Annotated in this window: 10 protein-coding genes; 9 read left to right on the top strand and 1 reads right to left on the bottom strand. The window is 67.3% G+C overall.

The genetic code is table 11. The features are described 5' to 3' along the window. Positions 1-40: 40 nt before the first annotated feature. The 4 genes from J7J50_RS17790 (at position 41) to J7J50_RS17775 (ending at position 3,122) form a co-directional block, all read left to right on the top strand. Positions 41-811 carry an SDR family oxidoreductase gene (locus J7J50_RS17790; protein ID WP_215057718.1) on the top strand — a complete coding sequence of 257 codons (771 nt, stop codon included), beginning with the start codon at positions 41-43 and terminating at the stop codon, positions 809-811. Positions 812-907: 96 nt separating this feature from the next. Then, positions 908-1,417 carry an Ohr family peroxiredoxin gene (locus J7J50_RS17785; protein WP_215057717.1) on the top strand — a complete coding sequence of 170 codons (510 nt, stop codon included), beginning with the start codon at positions 908-910 and terminating at the stop codon, positions 1,415-1,417. A gap of 160 nt (positions 1,418-1,577) precedes the next feature. Further along, the gene (locus tag J7J50_RS17780; protein WP_215057716.1) at positions 1,578-2,720 is read left to right on the top strand and encodes a putative glycoside hydrolase; all 1,143 of its coding nucleotides are present in this window, start codon (positions 1,578-1,580) and stop codon (positions 2,718-2,720) included. A gap of 114 nt (positions 2,721-2,834) precedes the next feature. Further along, positions 2,835-3,122, top strand: a complete 288-nt coding sequence (locus J7J50_RS17775) for a hypothetical protein (protein ID WP_215057715.1) — start codon at positions 2,835-2,837, stop codon at positions 3,120-3,122. A 191-nt stretch (positions 3,123-3,313) separates the two neighbouring features. Here the strand turns inward: J7J50_RS17775 and gcvA are convergent, their stop codons facing one another. Then, positions 3,314-4,237 (bottom strand): transcriptional regulator GcvA, encoded by a 924-nt coding sequence (gcvA, locus tag J7J50_RS17770; RefSeq protein WP_215057714.1) that lies wholly within the window; start codon positions 4,235-4,237, stop codon positions 3,314-3,316. A gap of 105 nt (positions 4,238-4,342) precedes the next feature. On the opposite strand from gcvA, the gene J7J50_RS17765 reads away from it, so the two are divergent. The 5 genes from J7J50_RS17765 (at position 4,343) to J7J50_RS17745 (ending at position 15,194) form a co-directional block, all read left to right on the top strand. Beyond that, positions 4,343-4,543, top strand: a complete 201-nt coding sequence (locus J7J50_RS17765; protein ID WP_215057713.1) for a hypothetical protein — start codon at positions 4,343-4,345, stop codon at positions 4,541-4,543. Between the two features lie 218 nt (positions 4,544-4,761). Beyond that, positions 4,762-5,370 (top strand): NAD(P)H-dependent oxidoreductase, encoded by a 609-nt coding sequence (locus tag J7J50_RS17760; protein WP_215057712.1) that lies wholly within the window; start codon positions 4,762-4,764, stop codon positions 5,368-5,370. Between the two features lie 162 nt (positions 5,371-5,532). Next, positions 5,533-6,081, top strand: coding sequence for a fasciclin domain-containing protein (locus J7J50_RS17755; RefSeq protein ID WP_215057711.1), 549 nt, complete (start codon positions 5,533-5,535; stop codon positions 6,079-6,081). A 294-nt stretch (positions 6,082-6,375) separates the two neighbouring features. Further along, a complete protein-coding gene (locus tag J7J50_RS17750; protein ID WP_215057744.1) occupies positions 6,376-14,964 on the top strand; it encodes a glucoamylase family protein in 8,589 nt (2,862 codons plus the stop codon). Beyond that, on the top strand, positions 14,961-15,194 hold the full coding sequence (locus J7J50_RS17745; RefSeq protein ID WP_251044441.1) for a hypothetical protein: 234 nt from the start codon (positions 14,961-14,963) through the stop codon (positions 15,192-15,194). The genes J7J50_RS17750 and J7J50_RS17745 overlap by 4 nt, the downstream gene beginning before the upstream one ends. The last annotated feature ends 10 nt before the right edge of the window (positions 15,195-15,204 follow it).

Below are 15,204 nucleotides of genomic sequence, written 5' to 3'. Positions count from 1 at the left end.
GGGAACAACGATCCCCCTTCATCAGGCGCAGAGGTGCAACATGAAGTTCGTCGTCATCGGCGGTACCGGGCTGATCGGCAGCAAGGTGGTCGCGCAACTGCGCGGCCAGGGCCATGAAGTCGTCGCCGCCGCGCCTTCGACCGGGGTCAACGTCCTCACCGGCGAAGGCCTGGACGCGGCCATGGCCGGCACCGACACGGTCGTGGATCTGGCCAATTCGCCGTCGTTCGAAGACGCCGCGGTCATGGATTTCTTCCGCACCGCCGGACACAACCTGCTGAGCGCGGAAGCGCGCGCCGGCGTGAGCCACCATCTGGCCTTGTCGGTGGTGGGAACCGACAAGCTGTCGGCATCGGGCTACTTCCGCGCCAAGATCGCCCAGGAGCAGTTGATCCGCGAATCGGCGATTCCTTACACCATCGTGCATTCCACGCAGTTCTACGAATTCCTGCCCGGCATCATCCAGGCCGGCACCGACGGCCAGACGGTGCGGTTGCCGCCGGCGCTGGTGCAGCCGATCGCTTCGGAGGATGTCGCCAACGCGGTCGCGCGCCTGGCCGTGCAGCCGCCGGCCAACGGCATCGTCGAGATCGCCGGGCCGCAGCGCGAGCCGATGGCCGCTCTGGCGCGGCGATTCATGCGCGCCGTGCAGGATTCGCGCGAAGTCGTCAGCGATCCGAACGCGCTGTACTTCGGTGCGCGATTGCAGAACGACACGCTGGTGCCGGTCGGCGCGGCGTGGCAGGGCGCGTTGAACTTCGAGCGCTGGCTGCAGCAATCGCAGTTCGCCCCCAAGGCGCCGCACGCCTGAGCGCGGCGTCGTCGGTTCACCTCGGCGAATCAGCCGCCCACTGCATGGCGGCAACGCCGACCCTGCGATCCACACCGGGACGACGCCAGTACGCCCATGAGTCCGTTGCGACCGCCGCCGCCGATTTTTCTCGACAAGTACCACGGCGAACAGGCCCGCGCGCTGTACACCGGCCGGGTGCGGGTAAGCGGCGGCGAGGCCATGCACGGGCGCGCGTCGGGCGTGGCGCGTTCGGACGACGGCGCGCTCGAGGTGAATCTGCGAATGCCGGTCGAACTGGGCGGGCCGGGCGGCGGCAGCAATCCGGAACAACTGCTGGCGGCCGCGTATGCCGCCTGTTTCCACGGCGCGCTGGTGCTGCTCGCGAATCGCTCGGGGCTGGCGCTGAGGCAGGTGACGGTGGATGCCGCGGTGACGTTCGCGCGCGATCCGATGGATGGATTGTTCGTGCTGTCGGCGGAAATCCGCGTCGATCTACCCGGCATGGAGCGCGCGGTCGCGGCCGAACTGGTGCGCGACACCGAACGGATCTGTCCTTACGCGAAGATGTTCCGCCACGGCATCGATCATGTAGTGGTGGTCGCGCACGACGGCGATCGCTGCTGACCGACTCCACGTTTCAGCCGCGCGCAAGGCTCGATAGCGCGAAACCATTACGGCTGTCATGTCGCGCCGGATGTGTGATCCCAGGCGCAGGTCGCGACCGATGGCCGTGATATCTGTGGCTCCGTCGGGCCCATGCCGGCCGTCGATAGCAGGAGCCGCCATGTCGAATTCCGCATCCGCATCGCGCGTCCGGGCGCGCGCGATCTTCGCCGGACTGGCTCTGGCCCTGTTGTTGCCGGCGACGGCGTCGAGCGCGCCGCACAACGGCCAGCTGTACCTCGACTACGCCGAAGTGCCGTTGATCACGCAACACACCGGCGCTTACTCGTGGATGGTCATCCAGAACTACATGCGAGTGCACGTCGATATCCCGCGGCTCAAGGCCGCCAATCCAGGCATGCGCCTGTACATGTATTTCGATACGGCCGGCGCCTACGACCTGCCGCCGGCCGAGGAACCGTGGCCGTCCGGCCTGTCGTATCGCTGGGTCAAGGCCAATCATCCGGACTGGATCGTCAAGGATCGCGCCGGCCGACCGATCACCTTCTGGGGCGGCGACCTGCATCTGTACGACGTCGGCAACAAGGCCTATCAGGACGAATGGGCGCGGCGCGCCATCGACTACGCGAAGACCGGCGGCTTCCATGGCGTGTTCGCCGACGACGTCAACATGGGCGAGAGCTTTCGTTCGAGTTGGTCGGCGATTCCGTCCAAGTACGCGACCGATCTGGCCTGGACGCAGGCGGTCGAATCGTTCCTCAAAAACGTTTCGCCGCAGTTGAAGGCGGCCGGCATCGCGCTGATGCCCAACGTCGCCTCGGCATGGAATTCCGACCGGGCTACGCAAGTGCGCTGGGCGAAACTCGCCGGTGCCTACGCCCGCGAACATTACGAATCGTGGCCCAGCGGCGATGCGCCCGGTGAAGACGACATCGACAAGGGCTTGCTCGGCGGCGCCGATTGGGCCTGGATGGCTTCGCTTCATCGCGACATCGCCCAGGCCGGAGTCGGCTTCTACGCGTTCCCGCATGCCGGTGGTTGGCAGGCCGCCGACAAGATGCGCTACACCAGCGCCTCGTTCCTGCTCTGGCACGATCCCGGCGCGGCCGGCGGCGGCTACGCCTATGCCACCGGCGGCGGCCCGGATACCGGCCAGGACCCGTACAACGGCGCGTGGACCTTCGACCTGGGCGCGCCGTCGTCGGCGGCGGCGCAGCAATCCCCGGGCGTGTGGACGCGGCGGTTCGCGCGCGGCTCGGTGGTGGTGGATTCCAACGCGAAGACCGCGACCGTCTTGCCCTGAGCGTCGCGCGAGCGTAACGCCGCGAATCGATCCGACCGCCGCGAAGTCCTTCGGCCGGCGCTAAACTGCGCACCGGCCGGCTGCCCGCGCACCCGGAATCATCAGGGGAATCGCATGAGACGGATGGTCGCGCTGTTGGCGCTGAGCCTTGTGAGCGCGTGTTCGGTGGGGCGCGGGACCGTTTCGGCCGACATCGATCGCCTGTATCCGGGTTGCAAGTTGAAGGACCTCAATTCCACCCGTTACCTGAAAGACAGCGATCGGCTGATCCTGGCCAAGTTCACTTACACCTGTCCGGACCACAACTATCTCAAGTACGGCAATCTGGTCTACACCAAGGGCATGGACACCGGCTTCAGCATCTACTGCTGCGCGCGCGAAGCGACGGCGCAGGAACTCTGAGCAACGCAAAGATGCGGCCACTGGAGGCCTTCGCGACGCACGGGTACGCTGTCGCGACGCCATCGCGATTCATGCCGCGGAGAGTAATGCCTTGCCTTGGCCCGGTCCCTGGCAACCGAAAGTCGAACGCAAAGGACGTGGCTTCCTGCGGTTGTTTGCGATGACGCAGCGCACCGGCCGCGTGGTCTCGCTCAAGGCGCCGCCGGCAAGCCGGTCTGGCCAAGCAGCCATTCGCTGAACGCGAGGATGCGCGGATCGTCGTGACTGTTGTCCGGATATACGAAGTGATAAGCGTATTCGGGCGCAACCTGGACATCGATATCGAATACGCGCACCAGCCGCCCCTGGGCGAGATCGGCGCCGATCATCTCCAGGTCGGCCAAACCGACCGCGCCGCCGTCGATGACCGCTTGCACGACATGCGCCGAATCCGCGAACGCCAGACAACGGCTGTCGTCGAAATCCTCGATGCCGGCCGCGGCCATCCACATGCGCCAGGTCGGCCAGACCATGCCGTCGGTCTTCCAGTCCACATGGCACAAGGTGTGCTGAAGCAGGTCGCGCGGCTGTTCGAGTCGCGGCCCGGTTTGCAACAGGGCAGGGCTGCACACGGCGACGATGCGGGTGTCGAACAGCCGCTGCGAGCGTGTGCGCGGATAGCGGCCGGTGCCGAAGCGGATCGCCGCGTCGATATCGTCCACGTCGAAATCGCGCAGCTCATCGCTGACGTCGAAGTCCAATTCCAATTGCGGATGCGCGACGCGGAACCGCGGGAGCCTGGGCAGCAGCCAGTTGCTGGCGAAGCGCGCGCTGGTCGAAATGCGCAGGCCGCTGCGCTCGCGCGCCATGCGCCGGGCGCGGCCGACGGCGCGCTGCAGCGTGCCGAGCGCGGTCGCGGCGGCCTGGAACAGTTCCGCGCCGGCCGCGGTGAGCTGGATGCTGCGGCTGGTGCGGGTGAACAGCACGAGGCCGAGTTGATCCTCGATCTCCTTGATCTGGTGGCTGACCGCCGCCGGGGTCAGCCCGACTTCGTCCGCGGCGCGGGTGAAGTTCAAATGCCGCGCGGCCGCCTCGAAGGTTCGCAGCGCGCGCGTGCCCGGCAGCATCCGGTTCATCGATCTTCAAGCCAACTTTGACAATGCGGCGAGAATCACCGCTTTTGCGCACCCGGTCAACGGCCGCGCGCCTTGGTGTCGCCGCCGCGGAACGGGTGATCTACCATGCGCGGTATCGACGCCGGACATCAGGATGTCCCATGTGCATCTTCTCGCAACCGGTTTTTCGCCGCGCCCGGCGTGCTCGATCTGGTCGATCCCGATGGCTCGGTGGCGGAGCGCGGGCTGTCCGGGGAACTGCCAAACGAGGACACGTGGGGGGATGGCTCGTGGCCGGTGTTGTCCGCGAGCGTGCGCAACGATTGAAATCCGGCCGCGGTCGATCTTCAAACCGCGCTTGTCGATGCATTGAAAACAATTGGTTTATCAGCCGCGGGCCGGACGCGGATGATTCCGACATCGCGTTCGCGCATGTTCCGGAGTAAATCGATGTCAGCTTATCTGGTTGGTTGCATGGTTCCATCCAAGGCCGAAGATCCGGCGCAACGCCGCGGTCGACATCTTCGCCCGATTGGGAGCGCCTCATGCACGCGCTGATCGTACTCGCCCATCCCGACCCGCAATCGCTCAGCCACGCCGTCGCCGCGCGGATCGGCGAGGGCATCGCGCACGGCGACCCGGCGCACAGCTTCGAAATCGCCGACCTCGCCGCGGAAGGGTTCGATCCGCGCTTCGGTCTCGCCGATGTCGCCGTGCATCGCCGCCTTGCGCCGCCGCCGGCCGATGTCCTCGCCGAGCAGGCGCGGATCGATCGCGCCGATGCGCTGGTGCTGGTGTATCCGGTGTTCTGGTGGTCGATGCCGGGCTTGCTCAAAGGCTGGATCGACCGCGTCTTCACAAATGGGTGGGCTTACGACTCCGATGCCGACACGGCATTGGTGAAACGGCTGCGCGGCCGGCATGTGCATCTGGTCGGTGTCGGTGGCGCCGACCTGCGCACCTACACCCGGCGCGGCTACCTGGACGCGATGAAGACCCAGATCGATCACGGTATCTTCGATTACTGCGGCGCCAGCGTGGAGACTTCGGAACTGCTGCTCGATTCGCAAAATGACGCGGCCTCGCATCTGCAAGCCGCGCACGCCATCGGCTTGCGATTGTTCGATCCGTCGCGGCGGTCCGCGGCGGCCTGATCGGCAATCGTCGCCTCGCGAGCGCGGTCGATCGCGCCAGATCACGGTTAGCTAACACCACGCGGCGCACTGTAGACGGACACCACGACGCAATGTCGCGGCGCAAATCGGCCGCGGCGATCTTCATCGCCCGGCCGTAGCAGCCTGGAACTCCCAGTCTCCATGGGAGATACGGCCCAGACCGTTGATCGGCCCGCGCTGCGTGGGCCGTACTTAAGGCGAACCCAAATGACCAGCACCACCACCGCGGCCGGCGCGAGCGCCGCTTCTTCCCCTCTCGCGATGGCGGAGACGGCGCCGAAGAAGCTGCTCGAAGTCGCCGCGGACGAAGGCTCGTTCGCGATTTTCTGCGAAGCGGTGGAACGCGCCGGCATGACCGAATTCCTTGACGGAAACGGCCCGTTCACCGCGTTCATTCCCACCGACGCGGCGTTCGGCGAACTGCCCGAGAGCACGCTGGAAAACTTGTTTCTACCCGAAAACAAGGCGCGTTTGAACGATCTTCTCAACGGTCACCTGATTCCGAAACGTAAGACCGTGGTCGAGTTCGAGCGCTGGGACGCGCTGAAGACAGTAAACGGTCGCAACGTCGCGATCCGGTCGCTCGACAAACAGGTCAGCTTCGGCGTCGGCAAAGTGGTCCTGCCCAATATCTATTCGAGCAATGCGGTGATTCACGGCATCGACCGGGTCAATCTGCCCGCCAACTAGCGCGGGCTCCTCCCATCGCCGGAGCGCGTCCGACGCGCCCTTCACCCGGCGATAGCGAGGCTGGGTTCAAAAATATCTCGAGTCCGCAGGCCAGGGCTCATCCATCCGTCGAATGGTTCAAGTCGGGCCCGTCCTGACGGCCGATCTCTTGGAAAGCGTATGGCGCATGTCTGGAGAATGCTGAGTCAATGGTTGCGGCTGCACCGTCGCTTGTGGCGATGGGGCCGAAGGGCGAAGGGCAGGCCGTGGCTGGCCGAGGAGCCGCTGCGATCGCGGCTGCTCAGCGCCGAGCAGATGGAACTGCACGGCAAGTCGCTGGCGCAGGCGCATCGCGTGCAGGCCGCGGCGGGCTCGAACCTGCTGCTGGCGCGGCTCAAGGACAACGAAGGCGTTCTCGACGACGCCAGCACCTTGCTCACCCAGATGGTGCAGGACGAGGTGCGCATCACGCCGGCGGGCGAGTGGTTGCTCGATAACTATTATCTGATCGAAGAGCAGATCCGCACCGCGCGCCGCCATCTGCCCAAGGGCTACAGCCGCGAACTGCCGACCCTGAGCGAAGGCGCCTCGGCCGGCCTGCCGCGCGTCTACGATCTGGCGATGGAAGCGATCGCGCACGGCGACGGCCGCATCGACGCCGAAACCATGACCCGCTTCGCCGCCGCGTATCAATCGGTGACGCCGCTGAAACTGGGCGAACTGTGGGCGATCCCGATCATGCTGCGTCTGGCGCTGATCGAGAATCTGCGGCGCATGGCGGTGCGGGTGATGCGCGACGGCCTGGATCATCGCCGCGCCGCGGAATGGTCTCACGCGCTCAACGAAACCGCCGACCAGAACCCAAAGGACGTGGTGTTGATCGTGGCCGACATGGCGCGTTCGAATCCGCCGATGACCGGCGCGTTCGTCGCCGAGCTGGTGCGCGGATTGCAAGGCCGTAGCGCCGCGCTGGCGATGCCGATCAGCTGGATCGACCAGTGGCTGACCGACAGCGGCCGCAGCGTGGAAGAACTGGTGCGCGCCGAAAGCCAGCAGCAGGCCTCCGATCAGGTGTCGATCAGCAACAGCATCGGCAGCCTGCGTTTCCTGGCGAATATGGATTGGCGCGAATTCGTCGAGACCATGAGCCTGGTCGATCAGACCCTGCGCGAAGATCCGCTCGGCGTTTACGCGCTGATGGATTTCAACACCCGCGACATGTACCGGCACGTGGTGGAGAAGCTCGCGCGCCGTAGCGGCGCCGATGAGGTGGACGTTGCCCGCGTCGTGCTGAATCTGGCGCGCGAAGCCGGCGAGGCGCGCGGCAGCAAGGCGCACGTGGGCTATTACCTGATCGACGACGGCGCCGAGCGCATCAAGAGCGCGCTGGCCGACTCCGGCCGCGCGCGCACGCCGGTGGGCCTGAGCCGGCGGCGGGTGCCGTTGCTGGCGTATCTGCTGCCGATCGCGATGGTGGCGACCGGCTGCGCCTGCGGCCTGCTGTGGCAGGTGCGCGGCGAATCCTTGAGCGCGGCCGCGCAGGTGTCGCTCGCGGCGCTGGCGTTCCTGGCGTTCAGCGAGCTGGGCATCCATCTGGTCAACTGGCTGGCGACCGTGCTGATCGCGCCCAAGCCGCTGCCGCGCCTGGATTATTCCAAGGGATTGCCTTCGAACGCGCGCAGCCTGGTGGTGGTGCCGACCATGCTCGGCGATGTCGACGCGATCGACCGGTTGGTCGAGGGCCTGGAGGTGCGTTTCCTGGCCAATCGCGACCCCTACCTGCATTTCGCCTTGCTGACGGATTTTCTCGACGCCGATCAGCAGACGCTGCCCGGCGACGACGCGCGGGTGGCGCATGCGGCGCGGCAGATCGAACGCCTCAACGGCCGCTATGCCGGCGAGCGCGGCGATCTGTTCTTCCTGTTCCATCGCCCGCGCGTTTGGAACGCGCAGGAACGCAAATGGATGGGCCTGGAACGCAAGCGCGGCAAGCTGGCCGCGCTCAATCGGTTGTTGCGCGGCGGCTCGCACGAGGCGTTCTCGCAGGTCACCGGCAACACCGACGCGCTGGCCAACGTGCGCTACGTCATCACCCTGGACACCGACACGCGCTTGCCGCGCGATGCCGCGCGCGAGTTCATCGCTACCCTGGCGCATCCGCTGAACCAGGCGCGCTTCGACGAACGCCGCAAGCGCGTCACCCGCGGCTACGGCATCCTGCAGCCCAGCGTCGGCAGCGGCATGAGCGAGCGGCGCGGCTCGCGCTACGCGCGCATGTTCGGCAGCGAGGCCGGCATCGATCCCTACACCCGCACCGTGTCCGACGTTTACCAGGACCTGTTCGCGGAAGGCTCCTTCGTCGGCAAGGGCATCTACGACGTGGACGCGTTCGAGCACGCGCTGGCCGACCGCCTGCCCGACAACCGCGTGCTCAGTCACGACTTGCTGGAAGGTTGTTACGCGCGCGCCGGCTTGATCAGCGACGTGCGCCTGTTCGAGGACTATCCCTCGCGCTACGCCGCCGACGTCAAGCGCCGCTATCGCTGGATCCGCGGCGACTGGCAGTTGTTGCCGTGGCTGCTGCCGTGGGTGCCGCGCATGCACGGCGGCTTCGAGCGCAATCCGCTGTCGTGGCTGTCGCGCGGCAAGCTGCTGGACAATCTGCGCCGCAGTCTGGTGGCGCCGGCGGCGCTGGCGCTGCTGGTGTGGGGCTGGGCGACCCTGCCGCAGCCGCTGGCCTGGACCTTGTGGCTGCTGGCGCTATGGCTTGCGCCGATGCTGGTGCTGGCCGGCTGGGAACTGACCCGGCGGCCGGTGGACATGGCGCTGGAAACTCATCTGGTACAGGTCGGAAGTTCGCTGGCGCGCGAGTTGCAGCGCGCCTGGGTGACCTTGGCATGCCTGCCGTTCGAAGCCTTCTTCAGTCTCGGCGCGATCGCCCGCACCTTGTGGCGGATGACGGTCAGCCATCGCCGCCTGCTGCAATGGAATCCGTCCAGCGAGGTCGAGCGCAGTCTCGGCGATCGCGTCGGCGCGGAGCTGCGCGACATGTGGTTCGCGCCGGTGTTCGCCGTCGCGGTGGCGGTGATGCTGGCGCGCGTGCAGCCGGCTTCGCTGTGGATCGCCGCGCCCTTGTTGGCGTCGTGGTTGATCGCGCCGGGCCTGATGGCGTGGCTGGGACGGCCGCCCAAGCAGCGGCGCGCGGGTCTGTCGCACACGCAATTGCGTTTCCTCGGCCGGTTGGCGCGGCGCACCTGGGCGTTCTTCGAGGTGCATATCCGCGAGGAGGATCACTGGCTGCCGCCGGATAATTTCCAGGAACACCCGACGCCGGTGGTGGCGCGGCGCACCTCGCCGACCAATATCGGCCTGTCGCTGCTCGCCAATCTGAGCGCTTACGACCTGGGCTATGTGCAGGCCGGCGCGCTGATCGAACGCACCCGTCTGGCCCTGGCCACCCTGGAGAGCTTGCCGCGCCATCGCGGCCATTTCTACAATTGGTACGACACCGCGACCTTGCTGCCGTTGCCGCCGCGCTACATCTCCTCGGTGGACAGCGGCAATCTGGCCGCGCATCTGTTGACCTTGCGCCAGGGCCTGCTGGCGCTGGCCGACGAGCCGCTGATCACGCCGACGCTGTTCCAGGGGCTGGCCGATACCTGCGGCGTGCTCGAGGAGAATCTGCGCGACGCGCGCGCGCCGGTGAAGACCGTCGCGCAGAGCCAGGCGGTGGCGGCGTTCCGCGAGCAGATCGACGCGATCTTGTCGGCACCGCCGCAAGCGCCGCGCGAGATCGAGCGCTGTCTGGCGGAACTGTCGCGGTTGGCGCAAGCGATCGAATCGGCCTGGCCGGTCGCGGACGGCGCCGACGCGGATGCCGCGCCGCGCTGGCCGCGCGCTCTGAGCGAAACCTGTCGCGGCGCGCTGCAGGAGTTCGAGGAATTCCTGCCGGCGCAGTCGCGCGCTTCCGCAACCATGCCCAGCCTGCGCGATCTGGCCAAGCGCCCCGACGACGACGAGGGCCTTCGCGACCGCGCGCGCCGGCGCGTTCACGAGCTGGAACGCTTGGCGCATATCGCCGGCCAGCTGTCGTTGATGGAATACGAGTTCCTCTACGACCGCGCCCGCCATCTGCTTTCGATCGGCTACAACGTGGAAGAACGCCGTCTGGACGCCGGCTTCTACGATCTGCTGGCTTCCGAAGCGCGCCTGTGCAGCTTCGTCGCCATCGCCCAGGGCCAGTTGCCGCAGGAGACCTGGTTCTCGCTGGGCCGGCTGCTGACCGAGATCGACAGCGGCGCGACCTTGCTGTCGTGGAGCGGCTCGATGTTCGAGTACCTGATGCCGCAGTTGGTGATGCCGAGCTATCCCGACACCTTGCTGGATCAGACCTCGCAGCACGCGGTGCTGGCGCAGATTCATTACGGCCGGCAACGCGACGTGCCCTGGGGCATTTCCGAATCCGGCTACAACACCGTCGACACGCGCATGAACTACCAGTACCGCGCGTTCGGCGTGCCGGGGCTGGGGCTCAAGCGCGGGCTCGGCCAGGATCTGGTGATCGCGCCCTACGCCAGCACGATGGCGCTGATGGTGATGCCCGAAGCCGCGTGCCAGAACCTGCAACGCCTGACCGAACTGGGTTTCGCCGGCGAATTCGGCCTGTACGAGGCGATCGACTACACCCCGGCGCGAGTGCCGCGCGGCCAGACCCACGCGGTGGTGCGCTCGTTCATGGCCCATCACCAGGGCATGGGCCTGCTGTCGCTGGATTACCTGCTGCGCGATCAGCCGATGCAGAAGCGCTTCGTCGCCGACGCTGAATTCCAGGCGACCTTGTTGCTGCTGCAAGAACGCATTCCGCGCACCGGCGTGTTCCATCCGCACGAGGCCGAAGCCAGCGGCGGCCGCGCGCCGCCGCCGGCCACCGAAACGCAGTTGCGGGTGTTCCGCAATCCGGCCACCGCGCGACCGGCGGTGCAACTGTTGTCCAACGGCCGCTATCACGGCCTGTTGAGCAGCGCCGGCGGCGGCTACAGCCGATTGGGCGACATGGCCGTGACGCGTTGGCGCGAAGACGCCACCCGCGATCATTGGGGCGCGTTCTGTTATCTGCGCGATGTCGACAGCGGCGAGTTCTGGTCGGCCACGCATCAACCGACCTGCGTGCCGATGGAGCATTACGAGGCGATCTTCTCCGACGCCAAGGCCGAGTTCCGCGGGCGCAAGCACCGCTACGAGACGCATCTGGAGATCGCGATCTCGGCCGAGGACGACATCGAGCTGCGACGCCTGCGCGTGAGCAATCGCTCGCGCCGCACGCGCACCATCGAGATCACCACCTACGCCGAAGTGGTGCTGGCCTCGGCCTTGTCCGACGAACTGCATCCGGCCTTCAGCAATCTGTTCGTGCAGACCCGGATCGAACGCGACAAGCAGGCGCTGCTGTGCACGCGCCGTCCGCGCTCAAGCGATGAGATTCCGCCGTGGATGTTCCATCTGGTGGCCGTGCACGATGCCGACATCAGCCAGATTTCCTACGAGACCGATCGCGCCCGCTTCCTCGGCCGCGGCAATACGCCGCGCACGCCGCGGGCGATGACCGGCGACGACAAGCTGTCGGATTCGGCCGGGTCGGTGCTCGATCCGATCGTCGCGATCCGCACCCGGATCGTGCTGGCGCCGGACCAGACCGCGATCATCGACATGGTCACCGGCGTCGGCGGCGATCGCGCCGGCTGCGCCACGCTGATCGACCGCTATCGCGACCGGCGCCTGGCCGATCGCGTATTCGATCTGGCCTGGACCCACAGCCAGGTCGTGCGCCGCCAGATCAACGCCTCGCAGGCCGATGCGCAATTGTACGAACGCCTGGCCGGCTCGATGGTGTACGCGCATCCGTACCTGCGCGCCGAGCAGGCGGTGCTGTTGCAGAACCGGCGCGGCCAGTCGGGGCTGTGGGGGCATTCGATCTCGGGCGATTTCCCGATCGTGCTGCTGCAGATCGCCGAGTCCGCCAACATCGAGCTGGTGCGGCAGATGGTGCAGGCGCACGCCTACTGGCGCCTGAAAGGGCTCAACGTCGATCTGGTGATCTGGAACGAAGAGCAAAGCGGCTATCGCCAGCAGTTGCAGGAGCAGATTCTGGGGTTGGTGTCGGCCGGGCCGGAAGGCAGCGTGCTCGATCGCCCCGGCGGCATCTTCGTGCGGCCGATCCAGCAGATGTCGCAGGAAGACCGCATTTTGTTGCAGTCGGTGGCGCGGGTGATCATCAGCGATCGACGCGGCACCCTGGCCGCGCAGGTGAGCCGGCACACGCCGCCCGAACGCGCGCAGGCCTTGCTGTGGCCCGACGGCGCGCCGTTGCTGGCCGAACCGGCGGCCGTTTCTGCGCCGGTATCGATCGAGGCGTCGCCGTTGCTCGGCCTGCCGCCGCCGCAACCCGGCGACGACGACACCTGGCCGTTCGAGGCCGTGGCCGAGGCGGTGAATTTCGACAACGGCACCGGCGCCTTCGCCGCCGACGCGCGCGAGTACGTGATCGTGCTGAGAGAGGGCGCGCCGACGCCGGCGCCGTGGTCGAACGTGATGGCCAACGCGCGCCTGGGCACGGTGGTCAGCGAAAGCGCGCCGGGCTACACCTGGTTCGAGAACGCGCACGAGTACCGGCTGACGCCGTGGCATAACGATCCGGTCGCCGACACCGGCGGCGAAGCGTTCTATCTGCGCGACGAAGACAGCGGCCGGGTATGGTCGCCGATGCCGCTGCCGTGCCGCGGACGCGGCGCCTACCGCACCCGCCACGGCTTCGGTTACAGCGTCTACGAGCATGTCGAAGACGGCATCGCCAGCGAGCTGTGGGTCTATGTCGGTCTTGAAGATGCGGTGAAGTATTCGGTGCTGCGCCTGCGCAATCGCTCCGGCCGCGCGCGGCGCTTGTCGGCGGTGGGGTATGTCGAATGGGTGCTGGGCGACATCCGCAGCCGTTCGCAGATGCACGTGGTCAGCGAAGTCGATCCGGCCAGCGGCGCCCTGACCGCGCGCAATCCGTACAACACCGAGTTCGAAGGCCGCGTGGCGTTCTTCGATACCGATGCCGACGGTTGCAGCTTCACCGCCGACCGCGGCGAATTCATCGGCCGCAACGGCGATCTGGGCCATCCGGCGGCGTTGCTCAATCAGCGTTTGTCCGGGCGCCTGGGCGTCGGCATGGACCCGTGCGCGGCGATCCAGGTGCCGGTGGCGCTGGCGTCGCAGGAGAGCATGGAAATCGTGTTCCGCCTCGGCGCCGCCGACGATGCCGGCGGCGCGGCGCAACTGGCGCAACGCAGCAAGGGCCTGGCGACCGCGCACGATGCGCTCGACGCGGTGCGCATGCACTGGACCCGCACCTTGAGCGCGATCCGCGTCGAGACGCCGGAGCCCGGTGTCGACGCATTGGTCAACGGTTGGCTGCCGTATCAGGCGCTGGCCTGCCGCTACGTGGCGCGCAGCGGTTACTACCAATCCGGCGGCGCGTTCGGCTTCCGCGATCAATTGCAGGACACCATGGCCACGGTGCATGCGATGCCGGCGCTGAGCCGCGAGCATCTGCTGCTGAGCGCGGCGCATCAGTTCCCGCAGGGCGATGCGATGCACTGGTGGCATCCGCCCTTGAATCGCGGCGTGCGCACGCGCTGTTCGGACGATTTCCTGTGGCTTCCGGTGGCGGCGTGCCGTTATCTGCAGGTCACCGGCGATGTGAGCGTGCTCGACGAACCGGTCAGCTTCGTCGAAGGCCGCCCGCTCAATGCCGATGAGGAATCCTATTACGATCGCCTGTGGAGCAGCGATCGCCGGCAACCGTTCTACGATCACTGCGTGCTGGCGTTGCAGCGCGGCGCGCAGTTGCTGGGCGAGCGCGGGCTGCCCTTGATCGGCAGCGGCGACTGGAACGACGGCATGAACCGGGTCGGCGAGGCCGGCCGCGGCGAAAGCGTTTGGCTGGGCTTCTTCCTGTTCGATGCCTTGAACCGCTTCGGCCCGATCGCGCGGGCGCGCGGCGACGAGGCCTTCGCCGACTATTGCGCGCAATCGGCGCAACAGCTGCGCGAGAACCTGCAAGCCCAGGCCTGGGACGGCGAGTGGTACCGGCGCGCGTGGTTCGACGACGGCACGCCGCTGGGTTCGCACGAAAGCGACGAATGCCGGATCGATTCGATCTCGCAAAGCTGGTCGGTGCTGTCGGGCGTGGCCGATCCGGCGCGCGCGCGGCAGGCGATGGACTCGCTCGACCGCCATCTGGTGCGGCGCGACGCGGGCCTGATCCAATTGCTCGATCCGCCGTTCGACCGCACCGAGAAAGATCCCGGTTACATCCGCGGCTATGTCCCCGGCGTGCGCGAGAACGGCGGCCAGTACACCCACGCGGCGGTGTGGGCGGCGATGGCCTTCGCCGAGTTGGGCGACGGCGCGCGCGCCTGGGAACTGGCGCGGATGATCAATCCGATCCATCACAGCAGCGACGCGGAATCGGCCGCGCGTTACAAGGTCGAGCCCTACGTGCTGGCCGCGGATGTCTACGGCGTGGCGCCGCACGTGGGCCGCGGCGGCTGGACCTGGTACACCGGTTCGGCCGGCTGGATGTACCGACTGCTTACCGAATCCCTGCTGGGCCTGCATCGCGAGGGCGACCGCATGCGCATCGCGCCGTGCATTCCGGCCGATTGGCCGGAGTACCAGTTGCACTATCGTTTCGGCGATACGCGCTATCAGATCCGCGTGCGGCAATCGCCGACCGAAGGCGGGCAGGGCGGCGGTCGCCTGAGTCTGGACGAGGTCGCGCAGGACGGGCTCAGCTTCGCGCTGATCGACGACGGCAACCTGCACCGGGTCGAGGTGGAATGGCCGGGAGCGCCGCGATGAGCTCGCGCCTGCAACTGGACATCGAGCTCGCCCGCCTGGAGCGGATGCTGCCGCACTGGCGCGCGAGCCTGCGCAGCGAGGCGCAGTTCTGGCCGCAGTTCAAGGCCTTGGTCGAGCCGATCGTCGAGGGCCTGAATCCGGAAGACCGCCGTTATGCGGAAGAACGCATCGCGCGCATGCTGACCTTGAATCACTGCGATCCGGGCCGGCGGCATCTTCCGGACGAATGAGCGGCGGGCG

The sequence above is a fragment of the Lysobacter sp. ISL-50 genome (assembly GCF_018612875.1).
Lineage (GTDB): Bacteria > Pseudomonadota > Gammaproteobacteria > Xanthomonadales > Xanthomonadaceae > Lysobacter.
This window is presented reverse-complemented; position numbering and strand designations above follow the sequence as displayed.

Excerpts from the sequence above, each read along its gene's own strand:
- J7J50_RS17775 (WP_215057715.1), top strand. The coding sequence starts at position 2,835 with ATGAGACGGATGGTCGCGCTGTTGGCGCTGAGCCTTGTGAGCGCGTGT.
- J7J50_RS17755 (WP_215057711.1), top strand. The coding sequence starts at position 5,533 with ATGGGAGATACGGCCCAGACCGTTGATCGGCCCGCGCTGCGTGGGCCG.
- J7J50_RS17790 (WP_215057718.1), top strand. The coding sequence starts at position 41 with ATGAAGTTCGTCGTCATCGGCGGTACCGGGCTGATCGGCAGCAAGGTG.
- J7J50_RS17785 (WP_215057717.1), top strand. The coding sequence starts at position 908 with ATGAGTCCGTTGCGACCGCCGCCGCCGATTTTTCTCGACAAGTACCAC.
- J7J50_RS17765 (WP_215057713.1), top strand. The coding sequence starts at position 4,343 with ATGCGCGGTATCGACGCCGGACATCAGGATGTCCCATGTGCATCTTCT.
- gcvA (WP_215057714.1), bottom strand. The coding sequence starts at position 4,237 with ATGAACCGGATGCTGCCGGGCACGCGCGCGCTGCGAACCTTCGAGGCG.
- J7J50_RS17760 (WP_215057712.1), top strand. The coding sequence starts at position 4,762 with ATGCACGCGCTGATCGTACTCGCCCATCCCGACCCGCAATCGCTCAGC.
- J7J50_RS17780 (WP_215057716.1), top strand. The coding sequence starts at position 1,578 with ATGTCGAATTCCGCATCCGCATCGCGCGTCCGGGCGCGCGCGATCTTC.
- J7J50_RS17750 (WP_215057744.1), top strand. The coding sequence starts at position 6,376 with ATGGAACTGCACGGCAAGTCGCTGGCGCAGGCGCATCGCGTGCAGGCC.
- J7J50_RS17745 (WP_251044441.1), top strand. The coding sequence starts at position 14,961 with ATGAGCTCGCGCCTGCAACTGGACATCGAGCTCGCCCGCCTGGAGCGG.